19 protein-coding genes, 1 riboswitch and 1 other annotated feature are annotated in these 23,198 nt (G+C 37.8%); of the genes, 1 reads left to right on the top strand and 18 read right to left on the bottom strand.

The window, feature by feature from the left end:
• Nucleotide 1: 1 nt before the first annotated feature.
• The 14 genes from argJ to MHH64_RS09280 form a co-directional block, all read right to left on the bottom strand.
• On the bottom strand, nucleotides 2-1,222 hold the full coding sequence (gene argJ, locus MHH64_RS09345) for a bifunctional glutamate N-acetyltransferase/amino-acid acetyltransferase ArgJ (RefSeq protein ID WP_303448574.1): 1,221 nt from the start codon (nucleotides 1,220-1,222) through the stop codon (nucleotides 2-4).
• Between the two features lie 12 nt (nucleotides 1,223-1,234).
• Nucleotides 1,235-2,275, bottom strand: a complete 1,041-nt coding sequence (gene argC / locus MHH64_RS09340; protein ID WP_340003125.1) for an N-acetyl-gamma-glutamyl-phosphate reductase — start codon at nucleotides 2,273-2,275, stop codon at nucleotides 1,235-1,237.
• 188 nt (nucleotides 2,276-2,463) lie between these two features.
• Nucleotides 2,464-3,423 carry an alpha/beta hydrolase gene (locus tag MHH64_RS09335; RefSeq protein ID WP_095309839.1) on the bottom strand — a complete coding sequence of 320 codons (960 nt, stop codon included), beginning with the start codon at nucleotides 3,421-3,423 and terminating at the stop codon, nucleotides 2,464-2,466.
• 291 nt (nucleotides 3,424-3,714) lie between these two features.
• Nucleotides 3,715-6,447 (bottom strand): GTP-binding protein, encoded by a 2,733-nt coding sequence (locus MHH64_RS09330; protein ID WP_303448580.1) that lies wholly within the window; start codon nucleotides 6,445-6,447, stop codon nucleotides 3,715-3,717.
• Between the two features lie 213 nt (nucleotides 6,448-6,660).
• The gene (locus MHH64_RS09325; RefSeq protein ID WP_303448582.1) at nucleotides 6,661-7,761 is read right to left on the bottom strand and encodes an ABC transporter permease; all 1,101 of its coding nucleotides are present in this window, start codon (nucleotides 7,759-7,761) and stop codon (nucleotides 6,661-6,663) included.
• The gene (locus MHH64_RS09320) at nucleotides 7,758-9,029 is read right to left on the bottom strand and encodes an ABC transporter permease (RefSeq protein ID WP_303448584.1); all 1,272 of its coding nucleotides are present in this window, start codon (nucleotides 9,027-9,029) and stop codon (nucleotides 7,758-7,760) included. The genes MHH64_RS09325 and MHH64_RS09320 overlap by 4 nt, the downstream gene beginning before the upstream one ends.
• Nucleotides 9,030-9,041: 12 nt before the next feature.
• Nucleotides 9,042-9,974: an ABC transporter ATP-binding protein gene (locus MHH64_RS09315; protein ID WP_303448586.1), complete on the bottom strand. Its 933-nt coding sequence runs from the start codon at nucleotides 9,972-9,974 to the stop codon at nucleotides 9,042-9,044.
• Between the two features lie 522 nt (nucleotides 9,975-10,496).
• Nucleotides 10,497-11,303 carry a cytochrome c oxidase assembly protein gene (locus MHH64_RS09310; protein ID WP_303448588.1) on the bottom strand — a complete coding sequence of 269 codons (807 nt, stop codon included), beginning with the start codon at nucleotides 11,301-11,303 and terminating at the stop codon, nucleotides 10,497-10,499.
• Nucleotides 11,304-11,416: 113 nt separating this feature from the next.
• Nucleotides 11,417-12,052, bottom strand: coding sequence for a response regulator transcription factor (locus MHH64_RS09305; protein WP_340003124.1), 636 nt, complete (start codon nucleotides 12,050-12,052; stop codon nucleotides 11,417-11,419).
• 10 nt (nucleotides 12,053-12,062) lie between these two features.
• Nucleotides 12,063-13,139 carry a sensor histidine kinase gene (locus MHH64_RS09300; RefSeq protein WP_340003123.1) on the bottom strand — a complete coding sequence of 359 codons (1,077 nt, stop codon included), beginning with the start codon at nucleotides 13,137-13,139 and terminating at the stop codon, nucleotides 12,063-12,065.
• A gap of 9 nt (nucleotides 13,140-13,148) precedes the next feature.
• Nucleotides 13,149-14,453, bottom strand: coding sequence for a M20 family metallo-hydrolase (locus MHH64_RS09295; RefSeq protein ID WP_303448591.1), 1,305 nt, complete (start codon nucleotides 14,451-14,453; stop codon nucleotides 13,149-13,151).
• 74 nt (nucleotides 14,454-14,527) lie between these two features.
• On the bottom strand, nucleotides 14,528-15,367 hold the full coding sequence (locus tag MHH64_RS09290; RefSeq protein WP_339317219.1) for an S-adenosyl-l-methionine hydroxide adenosyltransferase family protein: 840 nt from the start codon (nucleotides 15,365-15,367) through the stop codon (nucleotides 14,528-14,530).
• Nucleotides 15,368-15,573: 206 nt separating this feature from the next.
• Nucleotides 15,574-15,842, bottom strand: a binding site (T-box leader).
• 578 nt (nucleotides 15,843-16,420) lie between these two features.
• Nucleotides 16,421-16,924 (bottom strand): DNA-deoxyinosine glycosylase, encoded by a 504-nt coding sequence (locus MHH64_RS09285; RefSeq protein WP_340003122.1) that lies wholly within the window; start codon nucleotides 16,922-16,924, stop codon nucleotides 16,421-16,423.
• 77 nt (nucleotides 16,925-17,001) lie between these two features.
• Nucleotides 17,002-17,424: a hypothetical protein gene (locus tag MHH64_RS09280; RefSeq protein ID WP_095309861.1), complete on the bottom strand. Its 423-nt coding sequence runs from the start codon at nucleotides 17,422-17,424 to the stop codon at nucleotides 17,002-17,004.
• 183 nt (nucleotides 17,425-17,607) lie between these two features.
• Between MHH64_RS09280 and MHH64_RS09275 the strand changes: the two genes are divergently transcribed.
• Nucleotides 17,608-18,570, top strand: a complete 963-nt coding sequence (locus MHH64_RS09275; protein ID WP_340003121.1) for a multidrug resistance efflux transporter family protein — start codon at nucleotides 17,608-17,610, stop codon at nucleotides 18,568-18,570.
• A 19-nt stretch (nucleotides 18,571-18,589) separates the two neighbouring features.
• Here MHH64_RS09275 and MHH64_RS09270 read toward each other — a convergent pair whose 3' ends face one another.
• From MHH64_RS09270 to MHH64_RS09255, 4 genes are all read right to left on the bottom strand, one after another.
• On the bottom strand, nucleotides 18,590-20,017 hold the full coding sequence (locus tag MHH64_RS09270; RefSeq protein WP_118888832.1) for a DHA2 family efflux MFS transporter permease subunit: 1,428 nt from the start codon (nucleotides 20,015-20,017) through the stop codon (nucleotides 18,590-18,592).
• A gap of 561 nt (nucleotides 20,018-20,578) precedes the next feature.
• Entirely contained in the window at nucleotides 20,579-21,868 is a 1,290-nt protein-coding gene (locus MHH64_RS09265; protein WP_251660579.1) for a nucleobase:cation symporter-2 family protein, read from the bottom strand.
• Nucleotides 21,865-22,452, bottom strand: a complete 588-nt coding sequence (locus MHH64_RS09260) for a xanthine phosphoribosyltransferase (protein WP_251660576.1) — start codon at nucleotides 22,450-22,452, stop codon at nucleotides 21,865-21,867. The genes MHH64_RS09265 and MHH64_RS09260 overlap by 4 nt, the downstream gene beginning before the upstream one ends.
• A gap of 127 nt (nucleotides 22,453-22,579) precedes the next feature.
• A riboswitch (purine riboswitch) is annotated at nucleotides 22,580-22,681 on the bottom strand.
• 138 nt (nucleotides 22,682-22,819) lie between these two features.
• The gene (locus MHH64_RS09255) at nucleotides 22,820-23,191 is read right to left on the bottom strand and encodes a VOC family protein (RefSeq protein WP_118888645.1); all 372 of its coding nucleotides are present in this window, start codon (nucleotides 23,189-23,191) and stop codon (nucleotides 22,820-22,822) included.
• Between the last annotated feature and the right edge of the window lie 7 nt (nucleotides 23,192-23,198).

Here is a 23,198-nt window from a genome sequence, read left to right as displayed (position 1 = left end):
CTCACGTTCGATAAGAAGCATTTATTTTGACGTAGTCATACGTTAAATCACAGCCCCATGCTGTTGCTTCATGTGGTCCATTTTGCAAGTCAATTTTTAAAACGACCGTTTCATTGCCAAGATAGAGTTCTCCTTCTGCTTCATCAAAATCTATTGGGAGCCCGTTCCTTACTACCTCGATATCACCTAAGGAGACACATACCTTTTGCGGGTCGAGTGGCTGTTCACTGTAGCCAATCGCACAAACAATTCGCCCCCAATTCGGGTCTGCCCCATAAACGGCTGCTTTTACAAGATTAGAAGAAATAATTGCTTTTGCTACCTGACCGGCTGCTGTTGCCGTTGAAGCTCCACTGACTTGAACTTCAATGAGCTTCGTTGCACCCTCTCCGTCTCGAGCAATCATCTTTGCGAGCTCTTTACTGACAAATTGCAGCGCCTGTTTAAATAATTGCCACTCTGGGTGAAGGTCATTCAGTAGATTGTTATTTTGCTTGCCATTCGCGAGCACTAATACCATATCATTGGTACTGCAATCTCCGTCGACTGTAATCATGTTAAATGACTGATCCGTCACTTCACGCAGTGCCTCTTGTAAACTAGCAGCTTCCACAGCAGCATCTGTCGTAATAAATGAAAGCATCGTCGCCATGTTCGGATGGATCATTCCTGATCCCTTTGCCGCTCCACCAATCGTTATTTTTTGACCATCTATTTCCAATTGAACGGCAATATGTTTTGTTACGGTATCCGTGGTTAAAATCGCTTGTTCGAACTTCTCCGGGCTATGCTGATTATCCATCAATTCAATGCCAGCTTTCATTTTTTCCATTGGCAGTGGTACGCCTATAACTCCAGTTGATGCTACAGCAACATGACGTGTCGCAACTCCCATTTTTTCTGCTGTTTTACGCTGTGTTTCCAGTGCATCCTTATACCCCTGCTCTCCCGTGCAAGCATTAGCATTTGCCGAATTAACAACTATCGTTTGAATAAGCTGCTCTTTTTCAATGCTTTCTTTCGTCACCTTTAATGGAGCTGCCTGGAAGGAGTTTAAGGTATACACACCAGCAGCTGCAGCTGGATTATCTGAATGAATCCATCCGAAATCCAGCTTTGTTTTGCGAAGGCCACAATGTACACCACCTGCTGTAAACCCTTTTGGACTTGTAACATGCCCGTTTTTTAATACGTGCAGCTTGCTTTCTATTGTAATTGTCATATTTTCCGCCTCCTATGGATAAACAGGTATTGTGTGTAATCCCATTGTCTCTTCCCAGCCATTCATCAAATTCGCATTTTGGATTGCTTGCCCTGCAGCTCCCTTAACCAAATTATCAATTGCTGCAGCGATAATAATTTGATTACTGCGCTCATCCACATGAATTCCAATATCGCAAAAATTACTTGCATACACATCCTTTGTCGCAGGAAAAACTCCCGCTTCTCGTATTCTTACAAATGGATTGTTTTCGTAATAAGATTGATAGATTTCAAGCAATTCTTCTGTTGTTGTCTCCTTCACCAATTGCCCATACATGGTACAAATTAAGCCTCTTGTCATAGGAATAAGATGTGTTGCAAAAGCTACGGCAATTGGCGTCTTTGCTTTATCCGATAGGTACTGTTCAATTTCCGGAATATGCTGATGCTGTCCGATTTTATACGGTGTAACATTTTCATTTGTCTCTGAAAAATGTGTTTTAGCTGTCGGTGTTCTTCCTGCACCGGATATGCCGGTCTTTCCATCAATACTAATTCCTTGTGGTGATATAATCTGATGCTCCAGTGCTGGCGCTAAGCCGAGCAAAGCCGATGTTGGAAAACATCCAGGGTTAGAGATAACGCTTGCCTGTTTAATTTCTTCCGCATAAAGCTCAGATAAGCCATAAACCGCTTGGTCCAGTAATTCCTGTGGAGCAGCTTCTTTTCCGTACCAAGTTTCATATTCCGTTGGAGAACTTAAACGCAAATCACCCGAAAGATCAATACATTGTAATTTTGAATTAAATAACTGTGGCAGAATATCTTTAGCCACCCCAGCTGGTGTTGCAAAAAACACAATATCAACTTCTTCTTCGAGTTTATCAATTTGCAGCTCATCCATTGGTTCTTCAATAAAATCCGTCAAATGTGGATAAATGGAAGCAAGCGAATCTCCATGCTGAGAATGGGAAATAACTTTCTTTACATGTATTTTTTCATGCAACTGCAACAGCCTGATTAACTCAATTGCTCCATAACCTGTTCCACCAATAATTGCTACTTTCTTCAATTAATTCCGCTCCTTCATATAGTTTGAATTATTCATTATTATAGTTATACCGCGATCTTTATGCAAGTATATTTATAAAAAAATATTAATAAATATACATTTATTTTTATAAATACCTTAAATCTTTTTATATTAAACGTATATAGAATGCATAAAAAAAGAGGTCCTCGTTATGAAGAACCTCTTTTTTATGGAATATATTGATCTAAAAATGAATTTAATACTGCAATATATGAATCTCGATGTTTAACAAAAGACTCCCCATGATTTGCATCATCATAAAGATGAATCTCAGCATCACTATTTGTATTTTCATATAGATCTTTCGTCATTCTTGTTGGTACAAAGGTATCACTTTTTCCATGAATATAAAGGATAGGAATCTCTGCTTTTCGCACCTGCTCCAGCGCGGAAGCTTCTTTTAATGTGTAACCAGCTCTTATATTCGTAACAAGGCTGGTCGCTGGCAATATCGGAAATGCAGGTAAGTGAAACATCCGGTCAAGCTGATAGGCAAATAAATCATTCACTGACGTATATGGACTATCGGCAACAATTGCCTTGACATTACTCGGGAGCTCTTCCCCACTAGCCATCAATACCGCAGCTGCCCCCATGGAAATGCCATGAAGGACGATTTCAGTATCCGTTCCAAGTTCTGCAATGATTCTATCAATCCAGTCAACTAAATCCATTCGATCATGCCAGCCAAATCCAATATAGTCGCCTTCGCTTTCTCCGTGACCTCGTAAATCTGGCGTAAACATATTATAGCCAAGTTCTTCATAATAGTATTCTCCAAATAAGGACATGTCCGTTGCGAGACCAAGGTAGCCATGAGCAAATACTACTGTTTTATTGGTTGGTTTCTTTGCCTCTAAATAATAGCCTTTCAAGGACAGGTCATCATGGGATTCCATTTCCCATATTTCAAAATCCTGCTCACGCGACCAATCACGCCAATCCCCAGCAAGCAAAACATCCATCGTATCCGCAGAAACTTCCAAGTCCGCATTGCCATTTAAAAAATCTTTTACATTTCGTTCAATGGCCAGATTATAAAAGAATAAACCTGCCAGAGCATCTATAATCAACAGAATCACAATGATTCCTGTTACAATTTTCTTCCAATGTTTCTTCCACTTCACACGAACGCTCCTTTCGATTCTATCTATATACAAGTTCAAAACAAGGATGGAAATTCACTTTGTAATATATATCCTCCTTTTTGAATAGGCACTATAAGACTATTATACTAGAAAATTCTCGTAATGGAATAACCATATATTGGTACACCTTCGGTTTTGCGTCTTATAGTTTGTAAATATCCAGATTGATAATAGCCTGTTTCATGAGCTGCAACACTATGAATAGGCAAAATAACGCATAAGATATCCAACATTGGAAATCCCATGCGTTATGTTTAATGCATAAAAAGCTTAACGATATTCAACTACTTTTTCATCCGAATGATTCATCCATTCATATTGACGAATATTTAATTCAAATAGTGTAAGCGGATCGGTATATACCTCGGGATTTTTTCGCATATCATGAAGCGACTCCTCATTAGCTTTAATCTCCTGTTGGTTTTCTTCTATCGCTCTATTCAGCTCGTCAAAAGGGTTTGTGAAAAATATCGTAATATCTCGTTCCAGTGTTTTTCCAAAAAACTCGAATTGCTGCATGAACGTATTTGTAATTGATTGTGCATCTTTTGTGTAATCCTTATTTTTAATGCTTTGTTTAAACTTATTTTGCAGCGTTCCTTTATTTTGTGAAATGGCGCCGAGTAATTTTCCTGCACTTTTCATAAATAACTGCGATGAGGCAGAACCTTTAATGATATCGAACTTTTCCAATTGTACATTACGCATCGTCATGCGATCCAAATCACGGCGCCAATCATCTAACACTTTAAAATCACAGGCCAAACTTAGCTTTTCTTCCTCATATAACTGATTAAAACTCACGCTCGTTTCATTTAATAATGCCCAACAGTCACTGAATTCTCCTTCACTACTCGCAATCCATATTTGAATTTCTTCATGTAACTTAGGCAAGACTGTTTCATCAATATGTTTATTAATCCGGTTATTCATTTCATCATTTAGCTTCACATGTATATTTTCAAGATTTGTGTCTTCCTTAATTAATTCTGCGCAATCTTTCAGCAAATCAGGGATGCTTGTCATCAAATCCTGTCTTGCTTTATTCACTATCTTAGTATAATCTCTTTTAATAATCTGCGTTTTTTCCTCTTCCGTATCACGTAATTGATTAACTGCACCATCTAGCTTCGTGATCATCTCTTCATTCCATTTTATTGTATTTATAATGCTATTTTCCAATTCTAGTCGTTTTTTAGGCAGCAATTTAATCAATTGCTTACTATAATAAAGAATTTTACGTTCGCTTCCCTCATCCAAGCTGTAGCCATTCATAATGGATTGAATAAATGCTTCTAATTGGCTACTATGCTCTTCAAATTGCGAGAAGGAGAGGATCTTAGCATTTGGAAAATACGTATGAAGCCAGGATGTTGTTTTCTCCATCCATTCCACTGACTCCAGTTTGTTCGTGCTTTGCTCCATGTTATGCAAGAGAAAATGAATCGGCAGCTCTGGTACACGCTCCCTAATTTTGACGACCGTCTCTATTTCATTATAAGTCAAAATGGAATCGCTATTTAAAACAAACAATAGACTATCCGCTAAATAAAGATAGGGAATTACATCCTTTTTTGATTTTCTTTGATCGGCAAGTACCGGTGTATCAATTAAAGCAAGTTTATTTTTATCCAATAACGGTATTGGCATTTTACAGCGAATATGTGTCTGTTCATTCTCTGCAATCTGCATGAAATCATCTAGCTCAAGTTTTCTTTTTCCTTCTTGGTCTGTAATGACATGAATTTCTTCTTGATCGTCATGTTTAAATAAGACAGTGGAGGTGATGGAAGCTACAGTCATCTCCTTGCCAAGCAATCCATTTACAATGGATGCTTTTCCGGATGCATCGTTACCTGTAACCAGTAGGTGAAAGTTATTTGAATCAAGCAGCTCATCTATTATCGATTCTGCACGTTCTCCTATGGATAAGTCCTTACCATTCGCCCACTTCCGAATGGATTCGAAAATAAGGAATATATCACCCATACGCTTGCTATTATAAGACTGGCTTACCAAGCCTTCAGCCTCACTTACTACCGAATCCTCCATCAATAAAGGAAACAGCTCATTCCATGCTAACACAGCCGATGAAGCTGCCAGTATATCAGAACCAGTAGCTATTTTCATCCAATTGGTTAAGTGGAAAGGTATATAATCAGACAATTCCTTTATTAAATAAGTACCATTCATTAATTCCAGATACGCTTCTTTATATTGCTTCGAAAGCTCTTGCCAATTCAAGGATCGTCTTGGATTTATATCTAACAGAAGATAGTTAATTTCCTTCAGCCATTGGAAATACAAATCATTCTGTTTGTAACTGTCCCAAAGCGCTGCAACGAGACTTTCGAAACGCACTTGATTGACCAAATACAAGGTCATTAATAATTCCCGAAAATACGCTGGTGCTATTGCTGTTGTATGCCCATCTTTCACATACTCCTCCAAAACCTCAAACCAAAATAGAGACTCTGTTCGGATCGCTTCAGCTACAGCTAACTCAACTCCGCTCGCAAAGTCTTTTTGTTCCTCAAAGAATGTACGCGCCATATCGGTTACATTCGGGTAATCCGGGTTTAATTCAACTGCGTTCTTTATTGAATCAGCTGCCATTTCAAGTTTGTCACGTTGTATGTATAATGAAAATAGTTGCAAGAGCACTTCCACTTTTAAATCATCCGAATCGGTTTCAACAAGTTTATAATATTCCTCCGCAATTTCAAGAAAATCCAGTTCGAAATTTGCATCCGCAATATTTTTCTGCGCCCATGGCATTAGCTCATTATGAATATTTCCCCATTTAAAAATCGCTGTTTCGTAATCTTTATTTTGAAAATATACCTCTCCCTGAGCAAAGCGGATATAGGATAAATCGTTCACTTCCTTCTGTTGCTCAAGAATAGACAATTCTCCCAAAACCTTTATTGGATGCTCATTTTCACTGCCCTCCGTAAGTGTTTTATAATAGCACTTATTAATTAGTTGCTTCTCTAATGTCATCTTTATCCCCCGTACTATTTTTATTGAACAACCTCTTATAGAAGTACATGAATTAGATTCCGAGCACATAATACTCGGAATCTAACTATTTATTCTTATTACAGTTCATACTATATTATTCGTAATTGTTCTCAAAATTTGAGGGGTATTAGAGACTATAGACTGAAAACAATTTCAACCTTGCATGCGACAAACTTCCTGCTTCCTATCCAACTAAACATGACGCCTTTCCATCAAGTGAATCCCCACTCCCATCAGGACAACTCCCATTAAAAGTAAAATACTGATTGGAAACAATACTTGCTCTAAAGGATAACCATAAACAGCAATTCCATTTAAAATTTCCATACCGTAAGTGAGCGGATTAATTTTCGATAATGCAAGCAGAAACTCAGATTCGACAATTTCAATTGGCCAATAAGCACCACCAATCATCGCCATACTCACGGAGATAATTGGAATGATTGCGTTAAATTGCTGTGCGTTTTTCACCAATGCCGTTATGAAAATCGATAATGCAACAATTGAAAACACATACGGAATAAGAACGAGCAACGTTTCTAAAAACCTGCCATGGAAGTCAACTCCTACCCAATAGCGGAAAATGAGAAAGATAATGAGGACTTGTAAATAGCCTTCAAAAAAACTATAAATTAAATTGGCAACGTACATTTCCCATTTCTTTACTGGCGATAAGATCATTCTATCCCATAAGCCGTCTTTCTTCTCAACTAATATAGGCAGTACATTGTAGGAAATTGTATAAATGACGAAAAACAAAGTAAATCCAAATAACCTATGAAACGTATTATCATAGACAAATGCATCGGAGTTTCTGAAGCTGCTTTGATGAATTTCGAATACAGGCGAAGCCATTGTTTTTTGTAAGTTTTCTAAAACGACTTCTTTATCTGCATCAGCAGCTGCTAAAATATTTTCCTGTTGCAGCATCTCTACATACGCAGCTCTAACCGTTTGTTCTAGCATTGAACGATTAGGAGAATCCACCCCAACGATAAAGCGGTAGTCATCCTCTAAAAGAATAACACCCATCTCCGCTCTGCCATTTGAGATTTCGTCTTTTAATTCCTCCTCTGTCATCCAAGAAAATATGAATGCATCTGACTCCTCCAGCTTTTCACTAATGAATGACTGCTGCATCGCTTCATCCTCCGCATAGATTGGAACACGTATGGTTGACAGACCACTGCCGCCCAATATAAGTGCGAAGCCAATTGACATTCCGGTAAAAAGCACAAACGTCCAAGGATTTCTTAAAAACATCTTAAATTTTGCTTGCAGGATTCCAATCATACGGATGCCCCCCTTTTAGGAAAACTAATTGCAGCGATGATAATCGATGTGATTGCAAACAAAACGAGAAATAGGATATGATGACTTATTTCAGAAAGCCCATCACCTCGTAAAATCATTAAGTAGGAAGACATTCCAGCACCGTTTGGTGTTAAGTTCCCTAGTGATCGAAAAAAGGCAGACGAATCCCCAATTGGAAAGAAGCTTCCGCCTAATACCGCCATCATAGTTACAACGATACCAGCGAAGAAATTCGTGATCGCTTCTGAATTAAATCGATAGCTAATTGCCGTAAGCAATACCGCGATACCACCTACTGCAATTGCAAGAGACGCGGTTACCGTAAAAAAGGAAAGCAGGTCTGGCCACCTGACACCATAGACAACCCAAGAAAATCCGTAGACAATCAGCAAATGGATAAAACTGAATAATGTACCAGAAATTAATACACCTATAAAATATTCCCACCGCGAGATATTCCCTAAAATGATCCGATCAAATACATGGATCTTTTTTTCCATAAAGGCAATCGTTCCAATTGTTGACGCTATAAAGAGCACGTTCATCACCGTCATACCAACTGCATAATATTCCTGCGATCCGATTGGTTTTTTCTGATTCAATGTTAGAACCTCACCAGTTAACATTCCTTCCTCCAATTGAATAGCTTGTTGGTCAATTCCATTTTTTTGTAAAAACGTGCCCAATGTGAGCTGCTCTTGAAATTGTTCTACGATGTCATTTACAATCATTGGACCAATTTGATGATCATCATTTTGTGAAATTTCAAGTACCGCCTGAGATTTATTATCGAGGACCATGTATTCTAACGATTCATAGGTGAAGTTCTCTGGGACTTCTATAACAGACGTATAAGAATTATCATTCCATATATCAGTTAGTGCTGAAGGCTTCACTTCATGAATTTCAATAAACTCACTCACCTCTCCACTTCCCAAAACCGAGTCCTTTAAAATTTGTACAGGTGAGAGCTGCTCGATTCCAGCTTCGATTTCTTCAACAACTTTTGGAGGCACTCCTCTATTTTCCAAATCCCCTAGAAACCGCTGAATTTCTTCATCCTCATCTCCATGCTCCACAAATGCTATTTTCATATTAATATTCGATGCTCCCCCACTCATCATCATGCTGCCAAGCGCTGTACTTAGAATAGCAATTAAGATGATTGGCAGCCCAACCAACAGGAGGATTTGAACAGGGTTTCTCCATAATAATAACGCTTGTTTTTTAACAATTTGACTTATCATTTATCCCAGCTCCTAATCTCGCAAAGCTCTTCCAGTAAGATGTAGAAACACGTCTTCAAGTGTTGGTGTCTGTACATCGACAGAATTCAACTCAAGCTCCGCATTCTCTGCCATTCGAATAATCTTAGAAAATAGGTTGACTTCTCTTGGGACAATAATGGTTATTTCCTTTTCTCCCATAGTTACACGATTTATCGTTGGATTCTGCTTTAGTTCTTCAATAAACGCATCATTCCAACGGTCCGCTTTAATAGATATCGTCTTTTCTGCAGAGAGAATTCGCTTAATCTCATCTTTTGTCCCTGAAGCGATAAGATTTCCTTGATCCATAATGTAAATTCGATCACAGAGAAACTCTACTTCTTCCATATAATGGCTTGTATATAAAACGGTCATCTGCTTTTCTTCATTCAATCTTTTTACCGTTTCTAGAATATAGTTTCGAGACTGCGGATCAATCCCAACGGTCGGCTCATCCATAATAATTATTTCCGGATCATGCAACATCGCTACACCAATGTTCAACCTTCGTTTCATTCCGCCTGAAAATGTTTTTACAATATCTTTTCGGCGATCGGTTAGCCCGATTTGCTCAAGCACCTCATCTGTTTTATTTTTTAACTGCACACCTCTAAGGCGGTAGATCCTTCCGAAAAATTGCATATTTTCTTCTGCCGTTAAATCTTCATACAACGCGATTTCCTGCGGTACTACTCCAATTACTTTTCGGAGTGGTGCAGGATGCTTTATTATACTTTTATTATGAAAACGAACATCACCATTTGTCGGTTCAACTAAGGAAGACAACATGGAAATGGCTGTTGATTTCCCTGCACCATTCGGCCCAAGCAACCCAACAATCTCTCCCTTTTCAATAAACATATTTAAATTTTTCACAGCATCCATTTGTTTAAATTTCTTCGACAAATCCACTAATTCCAGCATGCAAATCCCTCCCATAAATTTAGTTTACGAAATTTATGGGAGGGAATATACTGTCTGAGGTCATGAAATAGGAAAATAATAAAATGACTTAAGTCACTCTTTAAATATCGGGTTCATTCGTGGTTGTGAGAAACGCGCTGTAATATGCAATTATGGATGGTACTTGCTAACTGGTAACGAGAAACTTCTAGTTTGGCCTCCTTCTCGGTCGGTTTCTTCTCGAGTTCTTTTTATATAGACCGTGATAAACATTCTCTCGGTTGATTCTGCTTGTTTTTCCGTTTTATTCGACCGAGACAGCCTTTCTCTCGGTTTGCCTTTTAATTTCGGACTTATTGTTTAGGGTAATACGAGATTTATCATTATTGCGATAAATATGATTAGTGCAATACCCATTACTGAAACACAAGGCACACGCTTGAACTATCATTTTTCAGAGTATCCGTATTACGCAGGGGGCATCGTATGTTGTTACGCATAAAAAAAGAGATCCACTTAAGCGTTCTTAAGCGGATCCCTTCATTAAATCCTTTTAGTTGACAGAAAAGTAACAATCGTAAAGCTGATCAAAATGCCACCAAAGAAATATAATGCTCCAAGCCATTGCTCATGAACTGGATCAAAAGGCAGAAGTGAGGTAAAGAATTCAGGAGGAACATCTGTTAAATCAGGTAAGCAAAGAGCAAGTGCAGACATGAACAAGTTAATATCCGAATAAATCGCATACAGTCCAGTCTTTGCAAAGAATAAAATCATACTAAATGGGGCTAGCAATACGATATTCACGAATGAATACTTCCACTTTTGTCCACGGGACAACTGATTTGATGAAAGAAGCGGAATCCAGAGCAATACAGCTGAAAGAAAAAGTGCAAGTAAAAAGAAATAATTTAAATAAAGATCAAGTCTTGCGAAATTAAAAATGAATGGAATGTGATAACTGTAAAAAACGACTTGAAATAAAACTGTAGCTACAATAGGCTGCGTAAGCATTACAATTACTTTCTTAATGCCTCCAATTGATTTCATCCGCTTTAATATTTCCGTTTTAAATCCTGCAATGAGAAGCGGTGGAGCAATAAGCAGTAATAAAACCAACTGCAAGCTATGCGTGCTAAACTTAATTCTACCCGTAACATTTAATGGACTAGCACTAGCAATAAAAATAACAATTAGTCCTACTACAAAAGCAAGCGACTTCCACCATCTATGTTTCTTTGAAGTAGGCAAAAGAAAAAAATAAATAATTGCTGCAAACATTGTAAATAAAAAGATTCCACCATTCCACAACGTAGAAAAATGAAATTCATCCAGAATAATATCAAGCATCCATAACCCCACCTTTCTCGTTCGCCCTACCCTAAATTATAAAGTAGATGATAGCTAACAAGTCAGGAGAGTTATAACAATCTCATGACACTATTTTAGGCTCTCTATTTCTATTAATCCGTAATCCCATGTGTTACCGCATAAATCGCAAGTTGGGTTCGGTCCCGTAAACCTGCTTTCTGTAAAATCAAGGTCAAATGGTTTTTAACTGTACCAATCGAAAGATATAAAACATCCGCAATTTCCTTATTTGTTCTACCTTCACCGACGAGTTTTGTTATCGCAAGTTCTCTCTCTGAAAAATTAATATCAAGCTTCGGTTTTTCACTTGTCTGCAATAGCCGCGGCATTACCTTTGCTGCCACTTCATCATGAATCGTTAATCCACCACTCATACAGCTGTGTACAGCATCGATTAATTTTGCAGGTTCAGAGGTTTTTAATAAAAAACCATTTGCTCCTTCTCTTAGGGCTTGCACCGCATATTCATCATCATTAAACGTTGTTAAAATTAAAATCTTCACATCTGGCCAACGTTTTTTTATAATTCGCGTTGCTTCAATTCCATTCATGACAGGCATCCGCACATCCATCAAAATAAAATCGATTAAATGCTTTTCCATTATTCTTACTGCCTGCTGTCCATTTTCTGCTTGATGTGATACGTTGAACCTTTCGTCTTGTTCTAAAATAACCTTTAACCCTTGACGAACAATCGTCTGGTCCTCAACTAATAAAATATTCCACATCATACCCCTCCTAACCTGGGATCATACCCGATACGATAAAATGCTTTTCCGTTTGATATACTGTTAGCTTTCCCCCAACTTCTTCCACTCGATTTTTCATACTTGAAAGTCCAAATCCAAACTGAAATGGTTTTGGCTCAAAGACAGCATTCCTAATTTCAAATGATATATCTTCTGTTGCTGTTTTTCCGAGCGTAATTTTTACTTCTCTTGACTGGGCATGTCTCATTGCATTCGTTAAAGCTTCTTGGATAACACGGTATAGAACGACACTTTTTTCATTCGAAAGCGGGATCGATAATACCCCTTGCTTCATTGTAAATTGAACTAGAATATGGCTTTCTGCCTCTAATTTTCGAATTAGATGAACAACGGTTGCAATCCCTTCGTTTTCTTCTGATTTTAATGCTTTAACAGCATGCCTTGTTTCGTCTAGACTTTCCTTCGCCATCTGTTTAAGCTCGCTAAAGCTATTATCCTTTTTTTCAATAGTGAGCATTTCTAATTTCATAATTAGAGCCGTTAACCGGTGTCCAACAGAGTCATGAATATCTCGGGCAATTTTAGTCCGTTCCTCTAGCCGTGCATGGCCTTCTGCCTTCAGGTTCATACGTTTCAATTTACGATATTCTCCCAATAACTGATCATAAATTTCCCATTGCTCATTCCGCTCCAAAATAAGGCGATTTAATAAAAACAGCAGCATGGAGAATAGGAGATATACGAGCGCAAAGCGCACATCAAACATATCAAGCTTAAAAATGGGGATGGCCGATACGACAATCGTAAATAATAGATACAAGATCAATTCCCTTCGCTTTAAACGAACCGCTGCATCTGCTAAACAATAACCGTACAATACAATCGTGAGCATCACCGTATCGACATAAAGAAAGCTATGTATTCCAATTATAAAAGAGAGACAGATAAATAAGAAAAACAATCCTTTATGAAGAGACATCAAAAAGTATAATGCAAGTGCTAAGGCAAAGAGTCCTATACTATATGCAGTATTAATACTATCGAACAAAATCATCATAATCCATATCAGGCCAAACAGTACAAAACGCAGCCAAAAAATGTCCATTAAGCAAGTCTACCTTCTGTCATGCTGCAAGCTTTCCACAAATGTTTTGAGCACTTGAACTGTTTGTACACAGTCACTTAAAGACGACCATTCAGCAGGATTATGACTAATTCCATTTTTACTTTGTGTAAAAATCATGGCTACAGGTATTTTTTCGCCTAGGATCATTGCATCATGACCTGCCCCACTTGGTAATTTATAGGGTGAAATTCCATGCTCCAATAACGCTTGTTCTAAAACTTGTTGAATATCTTCTGCAATCGGAACCGGATGAACACGGACTTTTTCTTCATGGTTCACTTGAATATGATACGTATCTGCAATTTCCTTACTTAGTGATAGAACACAATTTACTAGCTCATCACGTGTTTCTTTGTATATATCCCGAATGTCAACATAGAGGGTTACTTTTCCAGGAATAACATTTACCCCGTTTGGTTCAACCAGTAGTTTACCTATGGTAGCCACTGCAGAATCATTTATTTGTCTTGGCAATTTATTGACTTTCATCACAAATTCACTTGCAGCAACTAACGCATCCCTCCGGTCATCCATTGGTGTATTGCCTGCATGCCCTGCATCTCCATCAAACGTAAATTCAAGCCAGCATGGGCCCGCAATCCCTGTAACAATTCCACATGGAAGCTCTTCCTTTTCTAATCGTTTTCCTTGTTCTATATGTACTTCCACAAACAACTCGATTTCATCTAATTGCCGACCCGCTTCTGCATAACCTTGAACAGATAATCCTACATCCTGTAAAACCTCTGCAAAGCTTCTTCCTTCTTCATCCTGCAGTTCTATTTTCTCCTCTACATTCGCTTTCCCAATCAATGCTTCACTACCATTTAATCCATTGTTAAATCGGGAGCCTTCTTCATCTGTAAAAATAGCAACCTCAAATGGCTTTCTTGGGCGATAGTCAATTTCCTTCCAAGCTTCTACCACTTCAAGCGCAGCTAAAACACCAAGCGGTCCATCAAAATGACCACCATTTGGAACACTATCAACATGAGATCCACTCATGATAGCCGGCAGATGATCTTCCTCACCAGTTAATCTGCCAAACACATTTCCAGCTCCATCCTCCGAAACTGAAAGTCCAGCCTTTAGCATCCATGTTTTGATTAATTCCTTCGCTTGCTTTTCTGCTAAAGAAAAACCTGGGCGGTTGGAACCATTATCGGCGGTTAGGCCAATTTTTGACAGTTCACTTAAACGATGAGCGATTCGTTCACCCGATATTCCATGTCCTTCATAGCTTTTATCATATTGCTCAAGCAATTGTTCCTGTAATGATAGATTTTTAGTCAACGTTTAACATCTCCTTTTTCTTTTACAACATATCAGAAAAACATTCATTTGAAAATTCACAAACAACTTGTAGTTTAAACTTTACGAAAGCTAATCATCCAATTTGCGCCGGTCTCAATATGGTACGCTTTAGCGAAGGAACCTTGATTAATAGCTACCCCTAATTTATCTAATGAATTCACAAACACAATCGGCTCGCCTAATCGACTATCTGCAAACGAACGCCCAAATCGCATCATATTTTTATATATATGTCGTGTATTGTTTTGAATGGATACTTCTAATGTATCACCATATTGAATTCCTGCTTCGATAAAAAGTTCACGATTAATATTCGTCCATAGGTTACCAAAACGAACATCAAGAATATCAATATTTCCTTTAATTGTATCATCCTTAATTCTAGCTTTTGTCCTTGGTAATTCAATTATTTCGTGGGCAGCAACACTCGGACCAACCTCTTCAAAGGAAATAACACCTGCAGCGAGCCTTGCTCCAGTATATGCATATACATCTCGCCCATGGAACGTATAGGATTCTCCAGAGTTCGGGAGCCGGTTTATTTTTTCATCAATTACTCGTGCTTCTGAGATTCCAATGCTATGTTTTATATGGGTTAGGGTTCCATTATTCGGGGTTACAATATATTGACCTTCCTTCGTTTTTACAACAACACTCATCCGATCTGTTCCGACTCCTGGATCGACAACGGAAATAAACACAGTCTCCTTTGGCCAATAACTAATCGTTTGGTACAAACGATAGGATGCTTCCCATATATTGTATTGCGGAATATCATGTGTCAGATCAAAAATACGAATAGCTGGATCAACGGATATAGCTACTCCATTCATTGCACTTACTGCCCCGTCACTTACTCCAAAATCTGTTTGCAACACTAAATTTTTGCTCATTCTCTGACCCTCCATTTTATCGTTTATACGCTTAATTATTCACTTTTTTAATAGAAAACTTGTCATTCGTTAAAGGGATTCTTGGAAAAAGTTCGTTGCTTTCTTAGAATTCCTTATATTTTGGATTGCAAGCTTTTAAGCGAGTTCCTAAGTGCATTATACTTTCCTATTTGCGCATTAAAAAACCACGTCATTACCGAATAAACGGTAAGGACGTGGTTGAATGAACGTGGTACCACCTTACTTCACCGTATGCTCACACATACAGCCTCATCAAGTACGAAAAGCTAAACCGCTCTTTATACTGTGGTATGGATAACGAGTACCAAATCTCGCCGGAACCTACTTCTATAACAATCGTTTCAGCTACGAAACTCCGAGGCCATTGTTCAGATTTCTTTTTTTGCTCCTTCTCAGCTGCTGGAGCTCTCTTTGAAAAAATGGAAATCTTACTTTTCCCCATCAACGTTTTTTAATTTATTACGAAATTAAATTCATTATACGGATAATTTTTTAATAAATCAAGCGATTATAAAAAAACAACCATTGAAAGCTTATTCCAATTGCCTTATATTGTCCTTAACAAGACCTAGATGATAAACATTCACTTCTACTATGTACTCATAAATAGCTGTTAATTTCTAGGAAATTGTTATCATTTTTAAATAATTTAAACTTTTTATAATATTTGTATAGTATAATCTAATAGATAGGTCTTGCAGAGTATGCTTAGGCAGAAGCAGTAAAAAAGTTCAACTTTTTTACATGGTGGCTTAAACCCTAACGAAAGGGGTTGAAGCCTGTGATACCAATTGACAAAGTGCTTGAGTTAATGTTCGCATTTGCTACGCTCGTCTTGTTAATTGTGAACAGCCATGAAAAAAAGTAATCATCCTGACGATTCAATCGCTCAGGATAATTGCTTTTTTTCGTACCCTAGTCAGGGCCACCTCTACCTTGTAAGAAACCGTCCGAGTCGTAAGTCCCCCCTTACGACTCGATTCACCTAAACTTCTCTTTAAGACCCATTATCAATCTTATTACGAAGTGTACTTAGATATGATTTAAAATTTCACTCCAAGACACTACTTTTCCTTCAAACGATTTCGTATACCTTCCCGGGATAGGGCTCGTGGACGGTAATTTTATAATACGAATCGCTCCAAGATCTTCTGAATTAAAATTTTTCTTAAATGTATTATATGACTTGGTTCCATTACATGCAATTAAACGTATCGTTGGATACTTGTCTAACAGCCCAGTAATATCATTTGGATTCTCATCCATTATATTCGAATCCAAGCTTCCTTCTCGATAACAGGAACCAATCGAATCCCATAATGCAATTCCCCGTTCTTTTACGAATGCTACTTTTTTTTCATATTCCTCTATAGGTTCAACCTTAAACAATTTAAATAGAATTGGCCAAAAGTGGTTTCGGGCATTTCCGTAGTATTCGCCTTTTTCTAATGAAATTTTCCCCGGCATGGAACCAAGAATAAGAACTTTAGGCTCCTTTGGTATTATCGGCGGAAAAGAATTCAGTCTTTTTGTCATTACACCCACTCCAGTATCATTATACCAAGTATAACCTACTTCTATAATCTACTGCACATTTTAGAAATCTCAGTAGATCATTTCTTTTCTATTTCTTCATGATTCGTTGTTGTTTTCATTTGTTTACTTCTTTTTTTCATTTTTTCCATTATGACAGCTTTACCTTCCAATATTTTATTAAATGGAACCTTCTTTATCCATTTCCAAGTATCCAAAAATAAAAACCACCAAACGACGAAATAAACATGTACTAAAATAATGAACACAGACAACGTATCTCTTGTTTTAAACTGTTCCAGTACATATTGAATTTCGTTCAGTCCCTCTGACCTTCCGATACTGTATACAAATCCAACAAGGGGAGCAAGGAGCGAGAATATGATTGTTATGGCAGCTAACGGACTATATACTTGCCTTACCCAGTTTATAACGCCACTAATTAATGTTAGGATTAAAAAGATATAATAGCACACCCAAAACCAAGTTGGTAAAGTTTCCATCAGACACACTCCCGTTTCTTTCTATATGTATACAATTCGACATAAGCTTCAAAAAAACCTGCAATTTCAATACTTTTTACCTAGTCACACATTAAATTTAAAAAAATTTAAAAAAGTTATTCAAATTAAATTGATGTCTGATATGATTATTGTAATTATTGTTTATTAATTGGAGTGATTTGGTTGAAAGCAATTTTAATTGGGATTTTGGCTGCATTGTTTTTTTCCGTTACCTTTATACTTAATCGTTCCATGGAGTTAGATGGCGGCAGCTGGGTTTGGAGTGCTACGCTTCGATTTTTCTTTATGCTGCCTATTCTAATTTTAATTGTAGGGTATCAACGAAATATCAAGCCTGTAATCAAACATATGATAGCTAGGCCCGTTCCTTGGTTTATGTGGAGTACTGTCGGCTTCGGATTATTTTATGCTCCCCTTACTTTTGCAACTATTTATGGTCCCGGCTGGCTTGTAGCAGCGACATTTCAGCTGACGATAATTGCTGGTTCTTTACTTGTGCCATTTTTAAACAACAAAATAAAGCAAAAAATCCCGATTCAGAGTATTTTTATATCCCTTATTATTTTGGCTGGGGTATTCATTATGCAATTCGAACATGCTTCTTCTGTACCTTTGATAAGTGTTTTGCTTTGCGTTATTCCCTTAATCATTTCGGCATTTGCATACCCACTAGGCAACCGTAAAATGATGCAAGTTGTAAACGGAGAATTAAACACCTTTCAGCGAATACTCGGTATGACACTCGCTTCCTTGCCTTTTTGGATTGTTCTTTCGATTTATGGATTTACAGCACATGGATTACCAAATTCAAGTCAGATAATCCAAACATTTGTTGTAGCGATATCTTCTGGAATTATTGCGACTGCTTTATTTTTCTACGCTACGGAAATAGTTCAGCAGGATAATCAAAAAATGGCTGGAGTTGAAGCTACTCAATCAGGTGAGGTTGTCTTTGCACTAATTGGTGAAATCATTATTCTAAGTGCCCCATTACCAAGTATTGTTTCTTTTATAGGAATGGGGTTTGTAATCATTGGAATGATCCTGCACAGTATCGTCTCTGCGCTTGGAAATCGCAAAAGTCTTGTAGTTATTAAAAAATCTGGCATTCGTCAAAACCCTTAGACGAATGCCAGATTTGTTACTATGCAGATATTCTTTTACTATCTTTAGAAGGGCTTGTCCCTTTGATGAAAAAGGATAGTATTAGAGCGACTAATGATAATACAGTCGCAACATAAAAGGAAACATTCACACCGTGAATCATTTCCATTGGGAGTGCCTTTTCTCCTGTACGAAGGGCAGAAGCAGTCATGATTGTCACTAAAATTGCAGTCCCTACTGACGCTGCTACCTGTCTCATCGTATTCGTCATTGCTGAGCCATGCGGAATCAGACGAGTCGGTAATTGGTTGAGCCCAGCCGTTGTCGCAGGCATCATTATCATCGATATTCCCAGCATTCGTATTGCAAACACAACCGTGAGATAAGATAACGTCGTTTCTTCAGTTAACCTTGTATATAAAAAAGATGTAACGGTTAACAAGGTTAAACCAATAATCAGCAGATACCTCGCACCAACTTTATCAAAAATCCTCCCATTAATCGGCGACATAAATCCCATTAATAAAGCTCCAGGCAATATCATAAGCCCTGATTCCAAGGCTGAAAATCCAGCCATGTTTTGCATGTAGATTGGCAAAATCGTCTCCGATGCAATCAGTCCAATAAAAGCAATCATTCCGATAATGGTTGTCAATGTAAAAATTTTATTTTTAAAAATCCGGAACTCAAGAATAGGTTGCTTCAGCTTGAATTGTCGCAGAATAAAACCAGTAAGTGTAATAGTTCCAATGACAAGACTACTAACAACTGCTATACTCGTCCAACCATAGCTCCCAGCACTACTAAAACCATAAAGTAATCCTCCAAAACCTAAGGTTGATAGAATAATAGAAAGGATATCTACTTTTGGGAAGGTTCGTTTCGTTACATTTTTCATAACAAAATATGCGATTACGATATTTATAACCGAAAGGGGCAGCACCAAATAGAATAAAGCACGCCATGGATAATGCTCGACCAACCAACCTGAAATTACTGGTCCAAGTGCAGGTGCAAATCCAATTACCAGTCCTACTGTCCCCATCGCTGTACCACGTTTTTCAATTGGAAAGATTAGCAGAAATATTGTCATCATCAAAGGCATCATAATACCAGCACCGGCAGCCTGTATGATACGCCCTATCATTAAGAGCATGAAGGTTGGAGCAATGGCGCATATCAATGTCCCCACGGCAAATGTGATCATTGCGGTTAAAAATAGCCTGCGAGTTGTAAATGTTTCAATTAAAAAAGCTGTGATTGGAATCATAATTCCATTCACTAGCATAAATATCGTTGTCAGCCACTGTGCGGTGTTCTCTGTTAAATTCAAATCATGCATAATATGGGGAATCGCCGTCGCCAATAATGTTTGATTTAAAATTGCCAAAAACGCTCCGGTTATTAGTATAGCAACAATAGGAAATTTATTCAGCTTGTCTATATTTTCGATGTTATTATTCTTCAGACGCCACACTCCCCTTACTTCGTATCTCGAATCATTTTCTATCGTTTATAATGAATTATATGGGAGTATGAGGACAATGTCTATTATTGAAACTTAGGGGTGCGAACAGGGGCGGTTTTCCAAATATTCATTTATCAATTAAAGTCGCGCTCTCTTACTGTACATTGGTTTATTTCAAAATAGTAATTTCTTCGTAGTTGAAAGAAACTCCAAACTAGTGATTATTTGCTTAATCTGTGGAACAATCGCCGTCCGGGATCGCATCGATATCGTTTTTATTAATTCCACAAGTAATAATTGGTGAGCATATACTAGCGGAGGAAATATACGTAGACTCCTGTGGGAAGAAGAGCATCGGTGAGACTACGCAGTGCGACAGCACAAGGAGGCTCACCAGCTCCCCACGGAAAGCGAAGTATATTTCCGGAGCGGGTAGACGCACAATCCATTTAAATACACTAATCCACAGTTTATATAAAAAATGATTCAATAACAAAACGCATAGACTTTAGTATCTATGCGTTTTGTATAATAATGCAACATGGATTAAGCACATGTATTTTACGAAGCTTTTTGTTCTTTTAAAACGGTATGTGTTTTTCTTGTTGGCAGCATATGGAATACAATATTTAGTGCGATTGCTGTTACACTACCAGCAACAATTCCGTTACTCGTTAAAATTTGAATACTAGATGGTAATTGAGCGAACAATTCCGGAACAACTGTAACACCAAGCCCCATTCCAACTGAACAAGCAATAATCATTGAATTTTCCGGAGAATCCGATATAACACTGCTTAGCATTTTTATGCCCTGGGAAATAACCATTCCGAACATCGCTACCATTGCCCCACCTAAGACTGCAGTTGGAATTATCGTTGTCAATGCTGCAATTTTAGGCACAAACCCTAAAGCAATTAACATACCTCCGGCAACAAAGATGACTTTTCTCGTTTTTACACCAGTCATTTGAATCAGCCCAACGTTTTGAGAAAAGGCGGTATATTGAAATGCGTTAAAAACTCCACCGAGGAAGATAGCAATTCCTTCTGCGCGATATCCTTTTGAAAGATCTTTTTCCGTTAGCTTTCTTTCAGTAATATCTCCTAATGCAAAATAAACACCAGTCGATTCAACTAGAGATACAATAGCAACTAGAATCATCGTTAAAATTGCAGACCATTCAAATGTCGGTGTGCCAAAGTAAAACGGTTCTACCATGTGGAAATAGGAAGCTTCCGCTACTGCTGAAAAATTTACTTTTCCCATAAACATAGCAACAGCTGTACCGACAATTAGACCAATAAGAATAGAAATTGATCTTAAAAAACCAGTCGCAAAACGATACAATAAAATAATAAATAATAACGTTCCAAAACCTAAAGAAATATTGGCAATCGATCCAAAGTCACTTGCACCTTGGCCACCACCCAAATTATTAATAGCGACAGGAATTAATGTGATACCAATTATCGTAACCACTGTACCCGTCACAACTGGTGGGAAAAAACGTACCAGACTACCAAAGAATCCGCTGATTAACACAACGACAATACCTGTCACAATAATTGCTCCATAGATAGCTGAGATGCCATATTGTCCACCGATTGCAATCATTGGTCCAACCGCTGTGAATGTACAGCCAAGAACGACAGGCAGCCCAATTCCAAAGAAACGGTTATTAACGACCTGTAAAATCGTAGCAACCCCACACATTAAAATATCAATTGCAACAAGATATGTTAGCTGTTCTGACGTTAGCCCTAGAGCATCTCCGACAATAAGCGGAACTAATATTGCACCAGCATACATTGCTAGAACGTGTTGAAATCCTAATGCTGCAGTTTTCATTTCGGAACTGCCTCCTTCTCAAAGGTTGTCTTCCCATTTTCCAGAGACGAGATAATTGCTAACGACTCTACACGAATACCACGCTCGCGAATTTGCTTCCCGCCTTCTTGAAATCCTTTTTCAATGACAATTCCAACTCCTGCAAGCTTTGCACCTGACTGCTCCACAATCTCAAGCAGACCTGAAACCGCCTGTCCATTTGCAAGGAAATCATCGATAATTAAGACAACATCGTTCTCTGAAATATAGTCTTTAGACACTGAAATTTTGTTTGTTTCTTTTTTCGTGAATGAATATACTTGTGCTGAATATAATTCATTTATCAAGGTCAATGACTTGCGCTTTCTAGCGAAGATAACCGGTACCCCGAGTGCTAGACCTGCCATTGTTGCCGGTGCAATCCCAGAAGATTCGAGTGTTAGAATTTTTGTAATCCCACTATCACGAAATCGAGCTGCATATTCTTCCCCAATTGCCTGCATTAGCTTGGGATCGATTTGATGGTTTAAGAATGAATCCACCTTCAAAACTGTATCGGATAATACATTTCCTTCATCTCTTATTTTTTGCTCCAATAAATCCATTTTTTGTCCTCCTAACAATTTAAAAAAGCCCGGAAGCCTGCTTTCTACCATAACTATGATAAAAGCAAACCTCGAGCTTTCGAATTCGAAATAGAACAAAATGGACTCACACAAATAAGAGTTCCCAATTTGTTACGTTACTTTTCATAGTCGGTTTATTTACGGTAAACCGGTAGAAACTTACAGGCCATATTCCTGTTATTATATGAAAAAACATATTCAATTTGTAAATGCTACTAATAGCACCACTACTAGATTGTTATAAGTATAGCATGTGAGTCGCTTATTACAAGTCAAATTTAAAAATAAAACCATTCGCACAATTTAGAGATATTTTTAAATCATGTTGCCCCCATGTAAAATAATTCTATTTTTCCCACTCTAAAAATTCAATACGATTTCCAAACGGATCGGATAGATAAAAACGATTTGCACTCGGCAGTTTATAATCAACTATGAAATCCACTTGATTTTCATTTAAATATTCTTTTAGTTTTTCAATATTTTTGACTAAGATTGCTGGATGCGCCTTCTGCGCAGGAACAAATGGCTTTTCAATACCAATATGGATATTTATCGTCCCAGCCTGAAACCAAACCCCACCATTCGCTTTCAACAATTCCGGTTTTTCTACCTCTCTAAAACCTAATATTTTTACATAAAAGATACGTGCTTCTTCTTCGCTGCCAGGAGGTGCAGCTAATTGAACATGATCAATCGTTTCATAATGAAAAGTCATCGGTTTT

The organism is Oceanobacillus sp. FSL K6-0127 (assembly GCF_037983385.1).
Classification (GTDB): domain Bacteria; phylum Bacillota; class Bacilli; order Bacillales; family Amphibacillaceae; genus Oceanobacillus; species Oceanobacillus profundus.
The sequence above is the reverse complement of the archived record's forward strand: the minus strand, read 5'-3'. Positions and strand labels throughout refer to the sequence as shown.

What these genes read in the sequence shown, in the direction of transcription:
- MHH64_RS09260 (WP_251660576.1), bottom strand. Translation starts at nt 22,452, where the DNA reads ATGGATTTATTGGAGCAAAAAATAAGAGATGAAGGAAATGTATTATCC.
- argJ (WP_303448574.1), bottom strand. Translation starts at nt 1,222, where the DNA reads ATGACAATTACAATAGAAAGCAAGCTGCACGTATTAAAAAACGGGCAT.
- MHH64_RS09290 (WP_339317219.1), bottom strand. Translation starts at nt 15,367, where the DNA reads ATGAGCAAAAATTTAGTGTTGCAAACAGATTTTGGAGTAAGTGACGGG.
- MHH64_RS09310 (WP_303448588.1), bottom strand. Translation starts at nt 11,303, where the DNA reads ATGCTTGATATTATTCTGGATGAATTTCATTTTTCTACGTTGTGGAAT.
- MHH64_RS09325 (WP_303448582.1), bottom strand. Translation starts at nt 7,761, where the DNA reads ATGATTGGAATCCTGCAAGCAAAATTTAAGATGTTTTTAAGAAATCCT.
- MHH64_RS09315 (WP_303448586.1), bottom strand. Translation starts at nt 9,974, where the DNA reads ATGCTGGAATTAGTGGATTTGTCGAAGAAATTTAAACAAATGGATGCT.
- MHH64_RS09305 (WP_340003124.1), bottom strand. Translation starts at nt 12,052, where the DNA reads ATGTGGAATATTTTATTAGTTGAGGACCAGACGATTGTTCGTCAAGGG.
- MHH64_RS09265 (WP_251660579.1), bottom strand. Translation starts at nt 21,868, where the DNA reads ATGAAAACTGCAGCATTAGGATTTCAACACGTTCTAGCAATGTATGCT.
- MHH64_RS09330 (WP_303448580.1), bottom strand. Translation starts at nt 6,447, where the DNA reads ATGACATTAGAGAAGCAACTAATTAATAAGTGCTATTATAAAACACTT.
- MHH64_RS09280 (WP_095309861.1), bottom strand. Translation starts at nt 17,424, where the DNA reads ATGGAAACTTTACCAACTTGGTTTTGGGTGTGCTATTATATCTTTTTA.
- MHH64_RS09285 (WP_340003122.1), bottom strand. Translation starts at nt 16,924, where the DNA reads ATGACAAAAAGACTGAATTCTTTTCCGCCGATAATACCAAAGGAGCCT.
- MHH64_RS09255 (WP_118888645.1), bottom strand. Translation starts at nt 23,191, where the DNA reads ATGACTTTTCATTATGAAACGATTGATCATGTTCAATTAGCTGCACCT.
- MHH64_RS09320 (WP_303448584.1), bottom strand. Translation starts at nt 9,029, where the DNA reads ATGATAAGTCAAATTGTTAAAAAACAAGCGTTATTATTATGGAGAAAC.
- MHH64_RS09300 (WP_340003123.1), bottom strand. Translation starts at nt 13,139, where the DNA reads ATGGACATTTTTTGGCTGCGTTTTGTACTGTTTGGCCTGATATGGATT.